This is a genomic window from Tenacibaculum profundicola, assembly GCF_057220795.1.
On record NZ_CM170137.1, the window covers coordinates 2,805,889 to 2,822,269 of the forward strand.

At 33.3% G+C, this 16,381-nt stretch carries 19 protein-coding genes; 13 read left to right on the forward strand and 6 right to left on the reverse strand.

Annotated features, from left to right (window positions below; all coding sequences use genetic code 11):
• The first annotated feature begins 302 nt into the window (after positions 1-302).
• Both AC2TDS_RS12035 and AC2TDS_RS12040 read left to right on the forward strand, forming a co-directional pair.
• The gene (locus AC2TDS_RS12035) at positions 303-1,670 is read left to right on the forward strand and encodes an RHS repeat-associated core domain-containing protein (RefSeq protein WP_484735835.1); all 1,368 of its coding nucleotides are present in this window, start codon (positions 303-305) and stop codon (positions 1,668-1,670) included.
• A gap of 2 nt (positions 1,671-1,672) precedes the next feature.
• Complete coding sequence (locus AC2TDS_RS12040) at positions 1,673-2,152, forward strand: hypothetical protein (RefSeq protein WP_484735836.1); 480 nt, start codon at positions 1,673-1,675, stop codon at positions 2,150-2,152.
• Between the two features lie 370 nt (positions 2,153-2,522).
• Here AC2TDS_RS12040 and AC2TDS_RS12045 read toward each other — a convergent pair whose 3' ends face one another.
• Both AC2TDS_RS12045 and AC2TDS_RS12050 read right to left on the reverse strand, forming a co-directional pair.
• On the reverse strand, positions 2,523-2,798 hold the full coding sequence (locus AC2TDS_RS12045; protein WP_484738942.1) for a helix-turn-helix domain-containing protein: 276 nt from the start codon (positions 2,796-2,798) through the stop codon (positions 2,523-2,525).
• A gap of 119 nt (positions 2,799-2,917) precedes the next feature.
• The gene (locus AC2TDS_RS12050) at positions 2,918-3,352 is read right to left on the reverse strand and encodes a helix-turn-helix domain-containing protein (RefSeq protein WP_484738943.1); all 435 of its coding nucleotides are present in this window, start codon (positions 3,350-3,352) and stop codon (positions 2,918-2,920) included.
• Between the two features lie 312 nt (positions 3,353-3,664).
• Here AC2TDS_RS12050 and AC2TDS_RS12055 point away from each other — a divergent pair, with 312 nt between their 5' ends.
• Both AC2TDS_RS12055 and AC2TDS_RS12060 read left to right on the forward strand, forming a co-directional pair.
• Positions 3,665-4,945, forward strand: coding sequence for an RHS repeat domain-containing protein (locus tag AC2TDS_RS12055; protein WP_484735837.1), 1,281 nt, complete (start codon positions 3,665-3,667; stop codon positions 4,943-4,945).
• 12 nt (positions 4,946-4,957) lie between these two features.
• Positions 4,958-5,137, forward strand: a complete 180-nt coding sequence (locus AC2TDS_RS12060) for a hypothetical protein (RefSeq protein WP_484735838.1) — start codon at positions 4,958-4,960, stop codon at positions 5,135-5,137.
• Positions 5,138-5,206: 69 nt separating this feature from the next.
• On the opposite strand, the gene AC2TDS_RS12065 is transcribed toward AC2TDS_RS12060, so the two are convergent.
• The 3 genes from AC2TDS_RS12065 to AC2TDS_RS12075 form a co-directional block, all read right to left on the reverse strand.
• Positions 5,207-5,578: a hypothetical protein gene (locus AC2TDS_RS12065; RefSeq protein ID WP_484735839.1), complete on the reverse strand. Its 372-nt coding sequence runs from the start codon at positions 5,576-5,578 to the stop codon at positions 5,207-5,209.
• 10 nt (positions 5,579-5,588) lie between these two features.
• Positions 5,589-5,936, reverse strand: a complete 348-nt coding sequence (locus tag AC2TDS_RS12070) for a helix-turn-helix domain-containing protein (RefSeq protein ID WP_484738944.1) — start codon at positions 5,934-5,936, stop codon at positions 5,589-5,591.
• Between the two features lie 640 nt (positions 5,937-6,576).
• On the reverse strand, positions 6,577-6,876 hold the full coding sequence (locus AC2TDS_RS12075) for a helix-turn-helix domain-containing protein (protein WP_484738945.1): 300 nt from the start codon (positions 6,874-6,876) through the stop codon (positions 6,577-6,579).
• 355 nt (positions 6,877-7,231) lie between these two features.
• Here AC2TDS_RS12075 and AC2TDS_RS12080 point away from each other — a divergent pair, with 355 nt between their 5' ends.
• A complete protein-coding gene (locus tag AC2TDS_RS12080) occupies positions 7,232-8,743 on the forward strand; it encodes an RHS repeat domain-containing protein (RefSeq protein WP_484735840.1) in 1,512 nt (503 codons plus the stop codon).
• Between the two features lie 4 nt (positions 8,744-8,747).
• Complete coding sequence (locus AC2TDS_RS12085) at positions 8,748-9,227, forward strand: hypothetical protein (protein WP_484735841.1); 480 nt, start codon at positions 8,748-8,750, stop codon at positions 9,225-9,227.
• A 138-nt stretch (positions 9,228-9,365) separates the two neighbouring features.
• On the opposite strand, the gene AC2TDS_RS12090 is transcribed toward AC2TDS_RS12085, so the two are convergent.
• Positions 9,366-9,740, reverse strand: coding sequence for a helix-turn-helix domain-containing protein (locus AC2TDS_RS12090; protein ID WP_484738946.1), 375 nt, complete (start codon positions 9,738-9,740; stop codon positions 9,366-9,368).
• Positions 9,741-10,115: 375 nt separating this feature from the next.
• Between AC2TDS_RS12090 and AC2TDS_RS12095 the strand changes: the two genes are divergently transcribed.
• The 7 genes from AC2TDS_RS12095 (at position 10,116) to AC2TDS_RS12125 (ending at position 16,380) form a co-directional block, all read left to right on the forward strand.
• Positions 10,116-11,447, forward strand: coding sequence for an RHS repeat domain-containing protein (locus tag AC2TDS_RS12095; RefSeq protein WP_484735842.1), 1,332 nt, complete (start codon positions 10,116-10,118; stop codon positions 11,445-11,447).
• Positions 11,407-11,859 carry a hypothetical protein gene (locus AC2TDS_RS12100; protein WP_484735843.1) on the forward strand — a complete coding sequence of 151 codons (453 nt, stop codon included), beginning with the start codon at positions 11,407-11,409 and terminating at the stop codon, positions 11,857-11,859. The genes AC2TDS_RS12095 and AC2TDS_RS12100 overlap by 41 nt, the downstream gene beginning before the upstream one ends.
• An 864-nt stretch (positions 11,860-12,723) precedes the next feature.
• Positions 12,724-13,641: an RHS repeat domain-containing protein gene (locus tag AC2TDS_RS12105; RefSeq protein ID WP_484735844.1), complete on the forward strand. Its 918-nt coding sequence runs from the start codon at positions 12,724-12,726 to the stop codon at positions 13,639-13,641.
• Positions 13,642-13,730: 89 nt separating this feature from the next.
• Positions 13,731-14,069: a hypothetical protein gene (locus AC2TDS_RS12110; RefSeq protein ID WP_484735845.1), complete on the forward strand. Its 339-nt coding sequence runs from the start codon at positions 13,731-13,733 to the stop codon at positions 14,067-14,069.
• A 3-nt stretch (positions 14,070-14,072) separates the two neighbouring features.
• Positions 14,073-14,795, forward strand: coding sequence for a hypothetical protein (locus AC2TDS_RS12115; RefSeq protein WP_484735846.1), 723 nt, complete (start codon positions 14,073-14,075; stop codon positions 14,793-14,795).
• On the forward strand, positions 14,780-15,418 hold the full coding sequence (locus AC2TDS_RS12120; RefSeq protein WP_484735847.1) for a hypothetical protein: 639 nt from the start codon (positions 14,780-14,782) through the stop codon (positions 15,416-15,418). The genes AC2TDS_RS12115 and AC2TDS_RS12120 overlap by 16 nt, the downstream gene beginning before the upstream one ends.
• 20 nt (positions 15,419-15,438) lie before the next feature.
• Positions 15,439-16,380 carry an RHS repeat-associated core domain-containing protein gene (locus AC2TDS_RS12125; protein ID WP_484738947.1) on the forward strand — a complete coding sequence of 314 codons (942 nt, stop codon included), beginning with the start codon at positions 15,439-15,441 and terminating at the stop codon, positions 16,378-16,380.
• Position 16,381 lies beyond the last annotated feature (1 nt).

Genomic DNA, 16,381 nt, shown 5'->3' on the forward strand with positions numbered 1-16,381 from the left:
CTGCTACCGCACGAATCCTTTCGTGTGCGTTAGGTAAGAGTAAGCAAATAGAAATTATAATTTAAAAATAATAAAGATGAAACCACAGCAGAGATGTTGTGGTTTTGTTGTCTAAAAGTTGGTTTTTTATTCGTGCAAAAAAACAGGCATTAGATATATGGTAGTGGTTAATTTCTTATATTTACATAGATTGATGAAAAAGGACGTTCTTACTAAAAAAAGTTGCAGATATTGGAAATACAAACTTTGGTTTTAAAGATGTCGATAATACAGTTGATTTTGTCTATGATGCCAATGGAAATATGACCATTGATACCAACAAAGGAATTACCAACATTACTTACAATCACTTGAATTTACCTACGAGAGTAACCATAAACGGAAAGTATATTAATTATACCTATGATGCAAGTGGTGTAAAACTTCGTAAAGAGGTTGAGAATACCACAACGAATTATGCAGGGAATTATATTTATAAGAAGACTGCAGGTATTGAAAAACTTGAGTTTTTTAATCATGCAGAAGGTTATGTAAGTCCTGACAATAATGGAAGGTTCAAATATACCTATCAGTATAAAGACCATTTAGGAAACGTTCGACTGTCCTATACTGATGCCAATGGTGATGGAGATATTGATGTTACCAACGATCCGAATACCAATGAAATTGTAGAGGAAAGCAATTACTACCCCTTTGGACTTAAACACAAGGGGTACAATAACAACATCTCATCCCTTGGAAATAGTACTGCACAGAAGAAAGGTTTTGCGAATGAAGAGTTAGAAGAGGAACTAGGAAAAAACACAATTGCTTATCAATGGAGAGATTATGATCCAGCAATTGGACGATTTAATAAGATTGACAGGTTTGCTGAGAAGTATTACTCTATTTCAAGTTATAGTTTTACAGCAAATAATCCTATAAGGTTTGTTGATGTAAAAGGCGATTACATTACAGTTGGCATAGAAGATGAAAATGGAAATGAATACTCTGTTTTATATGAAGACGGAAAAGCCTATCATTATAGCAAGGATAAAAATGGGAAGATCACAAGAGGAAAAGAATATGATGGTAAGTTTGCTAAAAAAGATAAGAATGGGAAGATTACAGGATATAAAGGAACTTTAGGAAAGACTGTAAGCTCTTTGAATAAATTAAGAGACAGATCAAAAACTGCACGAGGTCTTATTTCATCTCTTCAGGAATCCAAGTATAATACAGATATTAACACAAGTAATTCTACGATAAATAGCGTCAGAGTTGATTTGGAAAAAAATGGTAGGTATGGTGTCCTAAATAACAATGCCTATTTTTGGCAAGCTATGGAAGACGGTAATTTAGTTGATTATGCTCCTTTTAATAAGGTTGGAAGTAATACCAGAGTAAATTGGAATCCTTCAACAGGGATTATTGGTTTAGGTCATGAACTAGGGCATGCGTTTGATGCTATACATGGGTTGCTTGATTCTAGACGGGTAAAATTTAATGGAGGGCTAGAAGAGATTAGAGAAATCAGAGGTACTTATTATGAAAACATGATTAGAAAAGATTTAGGAAAACGTTTACGAAAAAGATATACAGATCATGGTCCTAAATTAATAGATAATAATAAGAATCCTTTATTTTATATTAATATATATCCGACTATATTTATGGGATTAAATTTTTAATTATGACTAATAGATGTTTTTTTTACATTATAATTTTTGTATTGATTAGTTGTTCTTCTTATAAAATTACAAAAGAAGTTAAAATTACTGAACTTGATTTCAAGAACTGCTATGAAAACACAAAGGGTTATGATACCATTTTGATAACAATACCTAATAAATTTGATTTATCAAAAGTTGGAAAACATGGTTTTTGCGAATTTCGATTTAAATACAAAGAAGGTGCTTTTATTTATGTTTCTAGCGATATCTATAATGGATCTTCTTTAAATTATGAAAACTTATATGAAATAGGGGTCACTTCATATTCAAAAAACAGAAAAGATAATTTCCAAGATACGATAAAAAACTATGGTAAAAATAATCATTCTCTTTACTGGTTAGAATATATATTAGGAGATGTTTGTATAGGATATGTTAACGTATCTAAAGAGCGCAAAGAAGAATTTGATAAGGCAATTGCCTCTATAATTAGAAATTAAATTAATAATCATTAGTGTCCGATAAAAAAAACCCGCTAATTGACATTTAGCTTTAGCGTAATGGCAATTAGTTAAAGGAAATTTAAATAGAAAAGGTACTATGAGAGCCATTTGCAATGGCGAGTACTATACTTTAAAAATAGACATATAGCCACGTTATAAATTTTATAGCGTGGTTTTTTATTTGGCTAATTTTTGGGTAAGGTCAGCTTTAAGGACAAAGGCAGAAAGAAAGCCCCTGATGCTCCTAGTATGTCTGAGTAAGGCTACTGCTAGTTTTCATAACTAGTAGCGGGTATGAGTAAGTAACTAGAAATTAAATTTTAAAAATAGATATAGCCACGTTATAATTGATTATAGCGTGGTTTTTTTATGCAATAGATTTAATTTTTACAGCCTTAATAAGGTTGTCAATAACATATAGAAGATGTACTTTATCTTCTTCAGGAAGATGCTCTATATCTTCTAAACGTTTTAAGGTCTCTTTGTTGTAGTTTGAAAATTGACCTTGACCTACTAAATAATCTAGTGAAACATCAAACACTTTAGAGATTTTTAATAAAATATCAATAGATGGCATATTAGTGTTACGTTCATAATTACCAATCATAACACGAGAAGAATTTACCCCTGCTCGTCCTAGTATGTCCGAGTAAGGCTACTGCTAGTTTTTATAACTAGTAGCGGGTATGAGTAAGAAATAGAAATTAAATTTTAAAAATAATAAAGATGAAGCCACGTTATGAGTAATTATAGCGTGGTTTTTTATTTGTAAGCTTGTTGAGTTTTATAGTCACGTAAACACATATCAATAAAATCAAAAATATACTTCTTCTTCTCTTCCGATAAATTAGAAATATCTTCAATACGCTGTAAAACTTCTTTATCCTTTACCAAAACAGAAGTATCTCCAGCAAGAAAGTCAAGAGAAACATTAAGAGCTTGTGCAAGATTTTTGGCAATGTCAATCGACGGTGTACGCTCGTTACGTTCGTATCTTCCAATAATAGCAGACGAAGTACCAATCATAGAAGCTAAATCTTCACCCCCAGCTGGCGCGCGAATGACAAAGTAATTGCTACCGCTCGTGTCCTCACGAGTGGCGGGTAAGAGTAAGCGGTTACAATGATCAGTTGTCAGTTGTCGATGATCCCCCCGCCCCTGATTTCCATGATAAAAACAAGTAATAGTTAATAAAATTTAGCCCCTGCTACCGCACGAATCCTTTCGTGTGCGTTAGGTAAGAGTAAGCAACTAGAAATTATAATTTAAAAATAATAAAGATGAAACCACAGCAGCGATGTTGTGGTTTTGTTGTCTAAAAGTTGGTTAATTATTCGTGCAACAAAACAGGCATTGGATATATGGAAGTGGTTAATTTCTTATATTTACATAGATTGATGAAAAAGGACGTTCTTACTAAAAAAAGTCGCAGATTCTGGAAATACAAACTTTGGTTTTAAAGACGGTACAAATTCGGGAAGTGATTATACCTATGATTCGAATGGAAATATGACCATTGATAGAAACAAGGGAATCACAGAGATTACATATAATCACTTAAACTTACCAACGAGAGTAACCATAAACGGAAAGTATATTAATTATACCTATGATGCAAGTGGTGTAAAACTTCGTAAAGAGGTTGAGAATACCACAACGAATTATGCAGGGAATTATATTTATAAGAAGACTGCAGGTATTGAAAAACTTGAGTTTTTTAACCATGCAGAAGGTTATGCAAGCCCTGACAATAATGGAGTTTTCAAATATACGTATCAGTATAAAGACCATTTAGGAAACGTTAGACTGTCTTACTCGGATGCCAATGGTGACGGGGATATTGATGTTACCAACGATCCGAGTACCAATGAAATAGTTGAAGAATCGAATTACTATCCTTTTGGACTGAAACACAAAGGGTACAATAACAACGTCTCATCCCTTGGAAATAGCACTGCGCAGAAGTTTGGGTACAATGGAAAAGAACTAAACGAAGAACTTGGTTTAGATTGGTATGATGTAACTGCTCGTAACTATGACCCTGCTTTAGGACGTTGGATGAACCTTGACTCATTAGCAGAACAGATGAGAAGGCACTCGCCATATAATTATGCGTTTGACAATCCTGTTTACTTTATTGATCCTGACGGGATGGCACCAATGGGACCTGGTGATGATTTACTTAAAGCAGCAAAAAAAGCAGGTGGAAAAATAGTTAACTCTGTTATGAACTTTATTTCAACTGTTTCTGGGGCAAAAGAAAACCTAGATAAAATTGGAGGAAAAGAATCAGTATCTAGAAATGATGATAGTTTTGGTAATGATAAAACAGATGCTGCTATAGAGTTATCTGAAACTGTAAAAGAAAACGGAGGAACCGCATTAACAGGAGCATTATACGTAGCGGGTAGTGAACTTGATGAAAAAGGAGATCAAGCAGAAACAGGAGCTTTAGCTTTAGCTCCAGTAACAGGCGGTACTTCACTTGAAGCCTTACCTGTTGCTGAAGGGATGCAGATTGTAGGTAAAAGTATGAAAGCCGTAGCTATGTATATTCACGGAGACAATAAAGAGGCAGCTAAAGAAGTAGGTAGTATTGCTATAAATGCTGTTGTTGGAAAATTGGGAGATAAAGCTATAAGTAAATCTATAGATGTCGGTACATTTAAAACAGGTACAAATGGGACATTAACTAAAGAAGCTACGAAGCAAAAGAATACCCATACTACAGTGTTTGGAGCATTAGGTAAAATGGTAGATAAAGCATATAATTACTTTTTTGAGAAATAAAATTAATATGATATGGATGATAAAACTTTAATAGGGCTAGCCTTAATTTTTTCAGGAACCTTAGTAGCTTTGATTATGGCTTATAATAAAGAGAAAAAAAGTGAAAGTGTTTTAGGAAAGACAAGTAAAATGAATGGATGGGGGTTAGCTATTTTACTTATTATTTTAGGAATAATTACTTTTTTTAAGTGAAAATAGTATCTATTTCATAATAAAAAAGGATATGTAATAAACATATCCTTTTTTATTGTTTTAGTATATTTAGATAGTATTTGTTTTAATTGTTCTGCTAGCGAAGTAATAAATAAATAAACCTACAGTTAAGATTAAAAACTCTATAAAAAGATCTTTAAAGGACTCACTATTACTACTAGCAAAAAGTTTAATGACTTTACCTAAAAAAGATAGCCCTGATCCAATAATAAGAATTAATGACCAAATTTTAATACTAAGCTTAGCGTATTTATTTTCTTTTATAATTAATGCAAGTATTACAACTTGTATAATAATGGTAATAAGAGTAATCGTTTTTTGCAATAGAAAAAGAAGATATAAATTCCAAAGAGATAATATCACTAATAAAGTTATTATAAATAACTTGAAAGTTTGATTTTTAAAAATAGATTTCTGCATTTACTTTTTTTTATTGCGCTAATTTTTGAACTTTACGTTTAGTAATAAAAGCATCAATAAGTTGTTTAATGGTGCTTTTGTCATCTTCGTTCATTTGTTCAACTTCTTTAAACCGTTGTAGTAGTTCAATATCATTAAGAGAACCTTCGGCTTTTTCTTCTAGTGTGCCATTTACAATATAGTCAATAGTAACACCAAATACATCAGCTAAACGTTTTAAAACATCGGCAGGAAGCTGTACACCTTTAATCTCATATCTACTCATTTGTGGATATGATACTTCAATTTTAGTAGCTAAATCATTTTGAGAAAAGTTAGCTTTTTTACGAAGTTCTTGTATGCGCTGTCCTAAAGTCATCAATCAAATACGATATTATTTATCACAAAAATAGCAAATAAGATGTTTAAAATGTAGTTGTTAGATGCTTATTATTAATAATTAGTTATCAGTTGTCGGTGATCCCCAGCTGGCGCGCGAATGACAAAGTAATTGCTACCGCTCGTGTCCTCACGAGTGGCGGGTAAGAGTAAGCGGTTACAATGATCAGTTTTCAATGATCAGTTGTCAGTTGTCGGTGATCCCCAGCTGGCGCGCGAATGACAAAGTAATTGCTACCGCTCGTGTCCTCACGAGTGGCGGGTAAGAGTAAGCGGTTACAATGATCAGTTTTCAATGATCAGTTGTCAGTTGTCGGTGATCCCCAGCTGGTGCGCGAATGACAAAGTAATTGCTACCGCTCGTGTCCTCACGAGTGGCGGGTAAGAGTAAGCGGTTACAATGATCAGTTTTCAGTTTTCAGTTTTCAATGATCAGTTGTCAGTTGTCGATGATCCCCCGCCCCTGATTTCCATGATAAAAACAAGTAATAGTTAATAAAATTTAGCCCCTGCTACCGCACGAATCCTTTCGTGTGCGTTAGGTAAGAGTAAGAAATAGAAATTAAATTTTAAAAATAATAAAGATGAAGCCACGTTATGAGTAATTATAGCGTGGTTTTTTATTTGTAAGCTTGTTGAGTTTTATAGTCACGTAAACACATATCAATAAAATCAAAAATATACTTCTTCTTCTCTTCCGATAAATTAGAAATATCTTCAATACGCTGTAAAACTTCTTTATCCTTTACCAAAACAGAAGTATCTCCAGCAAGAAAGTCAAGAGAAACATTAAGAGCTTGTGCAAGATTTTTGGCAATGTCAATCGACGGTGTACGCTCGTTACGTTCGTATCTTCCAATAATAGAAGACGAAGTACCAATCATAGAAGCTAAATCTTCACCCCCAGCTGGCGCGCGAATGACAAAGTAAGGCTACCGCTCGTGTCCTCACGAGTGGCGGGTAAGAGTAAGCGGTTACAATGATCAGTTTTCAGTTTTCAATGATCAGTTGTCAGTTGTCGGTGATCCCCCCGCCCCTGATTTCCATGATAAAAACAAGTAATAGTTAATAAAATTTAGCCCCTGCTACCGCACGAATCCTTTCGTGTGCGTTAGGTAAGAGTAAGCAAATAGAAATTATAATTTAAAAATAATAAAGATGAAACCACAGCAGTGATGTTGTGGTTTTGTTGTCTAAAAGTCGGTTTTTTATTCGTGCAAAAAAACAGGCATTGGATATATGGAAGTGGTTAATTTCTTATATTTACATAGATTGATGAAAAAGGACGTTCTTACTAAAAAAATTGCAGATTCTGGAAATACAAACTTTGGTTTTAAAGACGGTACAAATTCGGGAAGTGATTATACCTATGATTCGAATGGAAATATGACCATTGATAGAAACAAGGGAATCACAGAGATTACATATAATCACTTAAACTTACCGACTAGAGTAACGATTGGAGGTAAGTATATTAATTATACCTATGATGCAAGTGGTGTAAAACTTCGTAAAGAGGTTGAGAATACCACAACGAATTATGCAGGGAATTATATTTATAAGAAGACTGCAGATATTGAAAAACTTGAGTTTTTTAATCATGCAGAAGGTTATGCAAGCCCTGACAATAATGGAGTTTTCAAATATACCTATCAGTATAAAGACCATTTAGGAAACGTTAGACTGTCCTATTCGGATGCCAATGGTGATGGAGATATTGATGTTACCAACGACCCAAATACCAATGAAATTGTAGAGGAATCGAATTACTATCCCTTTGGACTCAAACACAAAGGATACAATACTAACGTATCATCCCTAGGAAACGCTACTGCGCAGAAGTTCGGATATAACGGAATCGAGTTAGAAGAATCTTTAGGTCTTGACTTATATGAAATGGATGTTCGTAGTTATGATCCAGCAATTGCACGTTGGACTTCTATTGATCCTGTTACGCATCACTCGATGAGTACCTATACTGCTTTTGATAATAATCCAGTTTATTGGGCTGACCCGAGTGGAGCTGATGGTCAAACTATTTATGATTTTGATGGCAATGCATGGAATGTTGATTGTGAAAATGGGGAATGTGGAAATGAAAGGAGAGCTGATGAGAATAATAATAAATCAAATGAAAATACTCCTTCTCAAGAGAAAAAGCGATTTGTAACGTCTCAGACAACTGTTCAAGGTTATGTCGATTTTGAACCAGATAAAGATGCAAGAGGAAATGAACTTTCAGTAGGTAAACAGATAATAATCGAAACAATAAAGCAAACCAATAAATTTTTAATAATGAGCCCCGTTGGGAAATCTACATTTTTATATGAGAGCATAGAAAAAACTATAAAAACGGTATTATCTTCGGATGGTTCTATGATAACTTCAACACTAACTACTGTAAAAAAGTCTGGTTCTCATTATAATAAGTTAACCATGACAGAAGACCCTATAACTACAGCTTTAAATATGTCGGACTTATCAGGCTACCATTTAAATACTTTAAATGTTTTAACAAATGAATTAAATGTTGCAAACAAATCATTTGCAGCTTCTTATAGGGATATGGTTTTAACATGGGGCCCATTTTTTGGAGGAGCTACATTTAGCGATATAGTGTCATGGGGAGCAGGTGGATTTAAGGTGCATGCAATGCCTGTGGTTGGAGTAGCAGCAGCAGCTACATGGGCAAGTATAAACTCAACAAATCCATCTCAAATGAGATTGCATCTGTATTATGGTCATCAAAAAAAACATGCTAGTCCTTTTAGCATTTTTAAAAAATAGTAGAATGAAGAAGTTAATTTTGTACTTAGTTTTAATAATATCATCTATAATTATTACTATATATATCACCGATAAAAAAGAATATGCAGATTTATGCAAAGAAGACAAGTTTTATTCAATTTATAATGTACTGGAAGAAAGAGTTAAAAGAGGACTTCCTGTAATTAATCAAAAATTATATGTAGTAAAGAGTAATAGTCAGAATTCTTCTATTAACTATAGTTTAAAAAGTGAATATAGTAATTTACCTATAGAGGCAAATTACTACTGCTTTTCTAGTTCGGAAGAATTAAAATTTAAGTCTGAAGACGGTTTTATATTAGTTGTGCAGTATTACTTTAAAAATAAGAACGTTAGGTTTGTTTTACAAGATACTGAAGGAGATGTTAGGTTTTTAGATAGTAAAGAGGCTTATTCCTTTTTTAGAAAAAATAAATATCTTAGTCTTTTTCAATCTAAATTTTTTTATAACGATACGCTATAGCCCCTGCTCGTCCTAGTATGTCCGAGTAAGGCTACTGCTAGTTTTTATAACTAGTAGCGGGTATGAGTAAGAAATAGAAATTAAATTTTAAAAATAATAAAGATGAAGCCACGTTATGAGTAATTATAGCGTGGTTTTTTATTTGTAAGCTTGTTGAGTTTTATAGTCACGTAAATACATATCAATAAAATCAAAAATATACTTCTTCTTCTCTTCCGATAAATTAGAAATATCTTCAATACGCTGTAAAACTTCTTTATCCTTTACCAAAACAGAAGTATCTCCAGCAAGAAAGTCAAGAGAAACATTAAGAGCTTGTGCAAGATTTTTGGCAATGTCAATCGACGGTGTACGCTCGTTACGTTCGTATCTTCCAATAATAGCAGACGAAGTACCAATCATAGAAGCTAAATCTTCACCCCCAGCTGGCGCGCGAATGACAAAGTAATTGCTACCGCTCGTGTCCTCACGAGTGGCGGGTAAGAGTAAGCGGTTACAATGATCAGTTTTCAGTTTTCAGTTTTCAATGATCAGTTGTCAGTTGTCGATGATCCCCCCGCCCCTGATTTCCATGATAAAAACAAGTAATAGTTAATAAAATTTAGCCCCTACTACCGCACGAATCCTTTCGTGTGGTTGAATAAGAGTAAGCAACTAGAAATTAAAATTTAAAAATAATAAAGATGAAGCCACAGCAGCGATGTTGTGGTTTTGTTGTCTAAAAGTTGGTTTTTTATTCGTGCAAAAAAACAGGCATTAGATATATGGAAGTGGTTAATTTCTTATATTTACATAGATTGATGAAAAAGGACGTTCTTACTAAAAAAAGTTACAGACTCTGGAAATACAAACTTTGGTTTTAAAGATGTCGATAATACAGTTGATTTTGTGTATGACGATAACGGAAATATGACCATTGACAGAAACAAGGGAATCACAGAGATTACATACAATCACTTAAACTTACCGACTAGAGTAACGATTGGAGGTAAGTATATTAATTATACCTATGATGCAAGTGGTGTAAAACTTCGTAAAGAGGTTGAGAATACCACAACGAATTATGCAGGGAATTATATTTATAAGAAGACTGCAGGTATTGAAAAACTTGAGTTTTTTAACCATGCAGAAGGTTATGCAAGCCCTGACAATAATGGAAGGTTCAAATATACGTATCAGTATAAAGACCATTTAGGAAACGTTAGACTGTCTTACTCGGATGCCAATGGTGACGGGGATATTGATGTTACCAACGATCCGAGTACCAATGAAATTGTAGAGGAAAGCAATTACTATCCTTTTGGACTGAAACACAAAGGATATAATAACAACATTTCTTCACTCGGAAACGCTACTGCGCAGAAGTTTGGGTATAATGGTAAAGAACTTAATGAGGAACTAGGAATCCAATGGCATGACTTTGGTGCTAGAAATTATGATGCTACTCTTGGTAGATGGATGAATTTAGACCCACTTGCTGAAGAAATGCGTAGACACTCGCCTTATAATTATGCGTTTAATAATCCTATTTTCTTTATTGACCCAGATGGAATGGCTCCTCAAGGTTCAATGTGGGAACCAGATGAAAATGGAGATCTTATTGCCGAATTAGGTGATAATCACAAATCTTTGGCAAAACATTTGAATATTTCTGAGGATGCAGCAAAGGTTATGATTGACAAACAAGGATTACAAAAAGAACCGAGTAATTATGTGGAAAGAAACCCTAGTGATAGCGACACAGTTGTAGAAGGAGAAAAGTTGACTGTTGATAATAATATGACTAGGTCTATAAAAAATTCTGATGGTAGGACGACAGATCAACAATCAGAAGGAGATAAGAGTATACCAATAGATAAAGGAGACTTATATAATTGTCATGGTTCATGTAAAGCAGCAGTGGAAGGAAAAGAAATAAATACTGAAACTGCTAGAGGGCCATCATTAGCTAATCCAATCTTTCCGTCAAGCTCTGGTAAGGAATATAAAAACTCCACGAATGAAGTTAATGCTAGTAAAGCTAAATTTGGTAAAACTGTTGTTACAATAGGGACATCTCATTCAGCTGTTTTTTATGGTAAAAGTAAAGATGGAACTATTTATGTTTACTCAAAGAATGGGCATACCGTAAAACCTGGAGTATATAAATTATCAAAAATCAATAAAATTTATAACAAGAATGGAAATCAAAAAATTAAGTACCATAATTATAGTAAGTAGTTTTTTATTCTGTTGTGGTCAAAAGAATAATGAGTATAATATTAATTTGATTTTTCAGTTTGAGAACGATAGAGTAATTTTTGAAGAACCTTCAATTTGTTTAAGACAAGAGGAAACTCTATACTTTGGAATATCTAAAAAGGAATGTGATAAATTTGATATAAAGAAATTGCAAAAAGTTGTAATTAAAAAGAATAACCACGTTATCATCAATGCCGAACCAATAGATATATTAAGTAGTAATTTTCCAGATTCAGATTCATTTGTTTCTGTTGATAATTATCGAAATACTATTGGAGATTATGTTACTAACAACAATTTAGTATGGTTTATTGTACATAATAATCCCAATAATGACAACAGGGTATCTTTATTTAAAAAGAATTTGAATATGGAAATATGTTCGTGGTGATCCCCGCTAATTGACATTTAACTTTGGTGTAATGACAATTAGTTAAAGGAAATTTAAATAGAAAACGGTGCTATAAAAGCCATTTGTAATGGCGAGTAGTATAGTTTTAAAATAATAAAGATAGAGCCACGTTATAAGTTTTTATAGCGTGGTTTTTTTGTGTTTTAAAGAGAAGCTACATTTTTATTAAAGAAGTCCTTAAACTTCTTTTTGGTAAGCATAGTATCAATGATTTTAAGAACTGTAGATTTATCTTCCCCTGCTGGCGCGCGAATGACAAAGTAATTGCTACCGCTCGTGTCCTCACGAGTGGCGGGTAAGAGTAAGCGGTTACAATTATCAGTTTTCAATTATCAGTTGTCAGTTGTCGGTGATCCCCAGCTGGTGCGCGAATGACAAAGTAATTGCTACCGCTCGTGTCCTCACGAGTGGCGGGTAAGAGTAAGCGGTTACAATGATCAGTTTTCAGTTTTCAGTTTTCAATGATCAGTTGTCAGTTGTCGATGATCCCCCCTCCCCTGATTTCCATGATAAAAACAAGTAATAGTTAATAAAATTTAGCCCCTGCTACCGCACGAATCCTTTCGTGTGCGTTAGGTAAGAGTAAGCAACTAGAAATTATAATTTAAAAATAATAAAGATGAAACCACAACAGTGATGTTGTGGTTTTGTTGTCTAAAAGTCGGTTTTTTATGTACAAAAGAACAGGCATTAGATATATGGAAGTGGTTAATTTCTTACATTTACATAGATTGATGAAAAAGGACGTTCTTACTAAAAAAAGTTGCAGATATTGGAAATACAAACTTTGGTTTTAAAGATGTCGATAATACAGTTGATTTTGTGTATGATGATAACGGTAATATGACCATTGATAGAAACAAGGGAATCACAGAGATTACATATAATCACTTAAACTTACCGACTAGAGTAACTATTGGAGGTAAGTATATTAATTATACCTATGATGCAAGTGGTGTAAAACTTCGTAAAGAGGTTGAGAATACCACAACGAATTATGCAGGGAATTATATTTATAAGAAGACTGCAGGTATTGAAAAACTTGAGTTTTTTAATCATGCAGAAGGTTATGTAAGCCCTGACAATAATGGAAGGTTCAAATATACGTATCAGTATAAAGACCATTTAGGAAACGTTAGACTGTCCTATTCGGATGCCAATGGTGATGGAGATATTGATGTTACCAACGATCCGAATACCAATGAAATTGTAGAGGAAAGCAATTACTACCCCTTTGGACTCAAACACAAGGGGTGCAATGACAACGTCTCAGCCCTTGGGAATAGTACGGCGCAGAAGTTTGGGTATAATGGTAAAGAACTTAATGAAGAACTTGGTTTAGAATGGCACGACTTCGGGGCTAGAAATTATGATGCTGCTCTTGGTAGATGGATGAATTTAGACCCACTTGCTGAAGAAATGCGTAGACACTCGCCTTATAATTATGCTTTTAATAATCCATTACGTTTTATAGATCCTGACGGAATGGCTCCTGAAGATATAGTTTATTACAACTCTAGTGGAGAAGAAGTTAATCGAATAAAATCAGAAACAGTTCATAAGGTTTATGTTCAGACTAGTAACTCATCTGTCGGTGATGTAGATGGTGCTAATGGAAATGGATACACGGAACTCCTTTACCAAATGTTATTCAAAAGAAAGGGAACTCTGACACGACTGGGGCTAAGTATCAGGAGCATGACTATAACATTGCAGCAGAAACTTTTATTTTTAATAAAAGTAAAAATGAAGGATCATTAGATTTAAAAACAGATGGTAGTTCAAGTATTCCAAAGGATGCTATATCAGAAATACCCGATTTAGATCCAACTGTTGTAAAAGCGGTTGCTATGCAAGAATCAACTTTAGGGCAAGGAAGTAATAATCCTCCAACTGATATAATGCAATCGAATGTAATTGGAGATTGGGGAAGTGGGTTTAAAGCTAATTATGGGCTGACGAAAGGAACTGAACCTAGCGCGGGTCAATCAATTACAGCAGGAATTAGAGTTTTAGCTACTAAAGGATTCAAGGGAGGTGTTACTTATGATAAAAGTACAGGAGCTAAAACTTTTACCTTCCAAGGTTGGAACAGTGCAATAAAAAGCTATAATGGTGGTGGAACAGCTGGGTATCAAGGTAGCGTTTTAAAAATGATTAGTGATTCAAAACCTCGAACTAGTAATTAAAAAATGATGAAAAGATTTAAAATAATTTTCCTTGTATTTATAGCTTTAAGTTGTAATTCAAAACCTGACAAGACCAATCAAATCACATCTGAGTCAATAGTAGATAAAAATGATGAAATCGATGGTGTATTTAAGTCTTGTATTACAACTAAACCTGTTAAGGATGCAAGTGATTTATACAAGCCTTACAACATAGAAGACACATTTTTGTCAGACTTAGATTTCAACAATTTACTTGCTGATTTAAATAGCTCCAAGGTTGTAATTGATTCAACTGTTATTTACACAACACATAAAGATTCTCAAAGAGAAATTATAATTACCAAAAAATGTCTTAAAGAAACTACATCTTTAGGCCGTATTTTAATGGAAGAATATTTTGTGTCAGATTTTATCTATGATGAGATTAAATTGATTAAAACTGAAAAAAAGAAAATACTTAATTTTGGAGATGCGTTAGTTTATGAATTTAAAATTATTGGAGTTTCAGAGTATAACCCACATAATGTAATATTGATTCTTAAAGATAATGGATCGAATTATTCTGGAATATCGCTCTGCTCTGATGGTATAAGATGGAAAAAAAATGAGGAAGAAGAATATATTCCTTTGTTTGTTGAGCGTGTTCGTATACATAAACAATATGAAATCCCTATGTTATATATAAAGAACAAGTTCGTTCCTCTGGGTCATCATAAAATTCCTAAATTGTGGAAAGAAGACTAATTAATAATAAGATTTTATTTTTAGTGGGGATAGTATTTATATATTCATTATTTTCTTGTAAAGAGAATAGTGGATATACAACAAACACTTCAAAAAAAATACTTAATACTAAACCTAAAAATCATTATGACACTATTTTTACTAGAAACGATACCTTTATAAGCTTCCAAAAGAAAGAAGGTGCTTATGGTGTTTTTAAATGGGGAGTAAAAGATGCATTCGAGAATATTAGTAAAGACACTTTGGCTTATGATAAAACTAAAATAAATAAGATTCGTAAAATAGGTAATAATTTTATTTTTAGAGATGGATGCGGTTCAACTTGTGATTTTGTCTTAATTTCAAAGTTTATGAAAGGAGATAGTGGCACTATCTTAATGTACCCTATTTTGGAAGATTTTGATAAAAATATTATTGTATTTAAAGGAGATAAAGATAATGTTTTGGTTTCAATTTATAATCTTCAAGCTGGAACTGTAAAAGAAGTTATTGAAGACTTTGATAAAACTATTCGACCTCCAAAAAATGTTATTAATAACTTAAGTGTTAATGCCAAGGGAAACCTTATTATTGAATGGATTAAACCCAATTCGGTAAAAGTAAAAAAAGAAGTAATTTTATAATTGTTATTGCACAGAATGAAATTGTAGAAGAAAGCAATTACTATCCATTTGGACTCAAACACAAGGGGTACAATGACAACGTCTCAGCCCTTGGAAATAGTACGGCGCAGAAGTTTGGGTATAATGGTAAAGAACTTAACGAAGAACTTGGTTTAGAATGGCACGACTTCGGTGCTAGGAATTATGACGCTGCTTTAGGTAGATGGATGAATCTTGACCCACTAGCTGAAAAATATCCTGAATATTCTCCATATGTTTATACATATAATACCCCTACTTTATTTATTGACCCAGATGGAATGGAAGGTATTGTTGTTTCGGGACAACCGGGTGACCATAAGAACAAAAGACACTTTTTAGTGAATGGTTTAGATAGAGCCAAAAAATTACAGAAACAATATAAAAAAGATGGTAAAGGAGAAGGAGTTACTTGGATGATTTATAATAATGGAGACCCAAAAGACGGTGGGTTTACAGATAAACAAATTGCTCAAGCTAAGAAGGATGCCAAAAAAGCAGGAATAAATATAATGGTAGTTTCCGATTCCGATGAAATTGTTGATTATGTAAATGAGAAAAATGGAGAAGGTGATGCAAGAAGTGATGATTTAGTTTCAGACTTTCAATATGTTGGTCATGCAATGCCTGGAGAGTTAAGTGTTGGTTATGAAAGCCATAGTACATGGGATGAATTAACTAGTGATGGGCTAGACCCAAGCGATTTTGATTCAGATGCCTTTTCTAACGATTCTGATTGTAACTTAGTTGGTGGATGTAGAACAGCTGTTGGTACTTTCTTCGGTAAAAGTGCTGGAGAAAAAATGGCTAATAAAGTTGGAGGAACAGTAAAAGCATCTGACGTTAGAGTTGAATACCCAGGGGGTGTTGTTTCTGATAAAACTTTGGTTAAACCAAATAATGGTAGTATTGTTACGTTTAAAGGAAAGAAGAAAAAGAACTAAA

What these genes read in the sequence shown, in the direction of transcription:
- AC2TDS_RS12100 (WP_484735843.1), top strand. Translation starts at nt 11,407, where the DNA reads ATGGAAATCAAAAAATTAAGTACCATAATTATAGTAAGTAGTTTTTTA.
- AC2TDS_RS12040 (WP_484735836.1), top strand. Translation starts at nt 1,673, where the DNA reads ATGACTAATAGATGTTTTTTTTACATTATAATTTTTGTATTGATTAGT.
- AC2TDS_RS12065 (WP_484735839.1), bottom strand. Translation starts at nt 5,578, where the DNA reads ATGCAGAAATCTATTTTTAAAAATCAAACTTTCAAGTTATTTATAATA.
- AC2TDS_RS12060 (WP_484735838.1), top strand. Translation starts at nt 4,958, where the DNA reads ATGGATGATAAAACTTTAATAGGGCTAGCCTTAATTTTTTCAGGAACC.
- AC2TDS_RS12035 (WP_484735835.1), top strand. Translation starts at nt 303, where the DNA reads ATGACCATTGATACCAACAAAGGAATTACCAACATTACTTACAATCAC.
- AC2TDS_RS12105 (WP_484735844.1), top strand. Translation starts at nt 12,724, where the DNA reads ATGACCATTGATAGAAACAAGGGAATCACAGAGATTACATATAATCAC.
- AC2TDS_RS12070 (WP_484738944.1), bottom strand. Translation starts at nt 5,936, where the DNA reads ATGACTTTAGGACAGCGCATACAAGAACTTCGTAAAAAAGCTAACTTT.
- AC2TDS_RS12080 (WP_484735840.1), top strand. Translation starts at nt 7,232, where the DNA reads ATGAAAAAGGACGTTCTTACTAAAAAAATTGCAGATTCTGGAAATACA.
- AC2TDS_RS12115 (WP_484735846.1), top strand. Translation starts at nt 14,073, where the DNA reads ATGATGAAAAGATTTAAAATAATTTTCCTTGTATTTATAGCTTTAAGT.
- AC2TDS_RS12110 (WP_484735845.1), top strand. Translation starts at nt 13,731, where the DNA reads ATGCAAGAATCAACTTTAGGGCAAGGAAGTAATAATCCTCCAACTGAT.
- AC2TDS_RS12085 (WP_484735841.1), top strand. Translation starts at nt 8,748, where the DNA reads ATGAAGAAGTTAATTTTGTACTTAGTTTTAATAATATCATCTATAATT.
- AC2TDS_RS12055 (WP_484735837.1), top strand. Translation starts at nt 3,665, where the DNA reads ATGACCATTGATAGAAACAAGGGAATCACAGAGATTACATATAATCAC.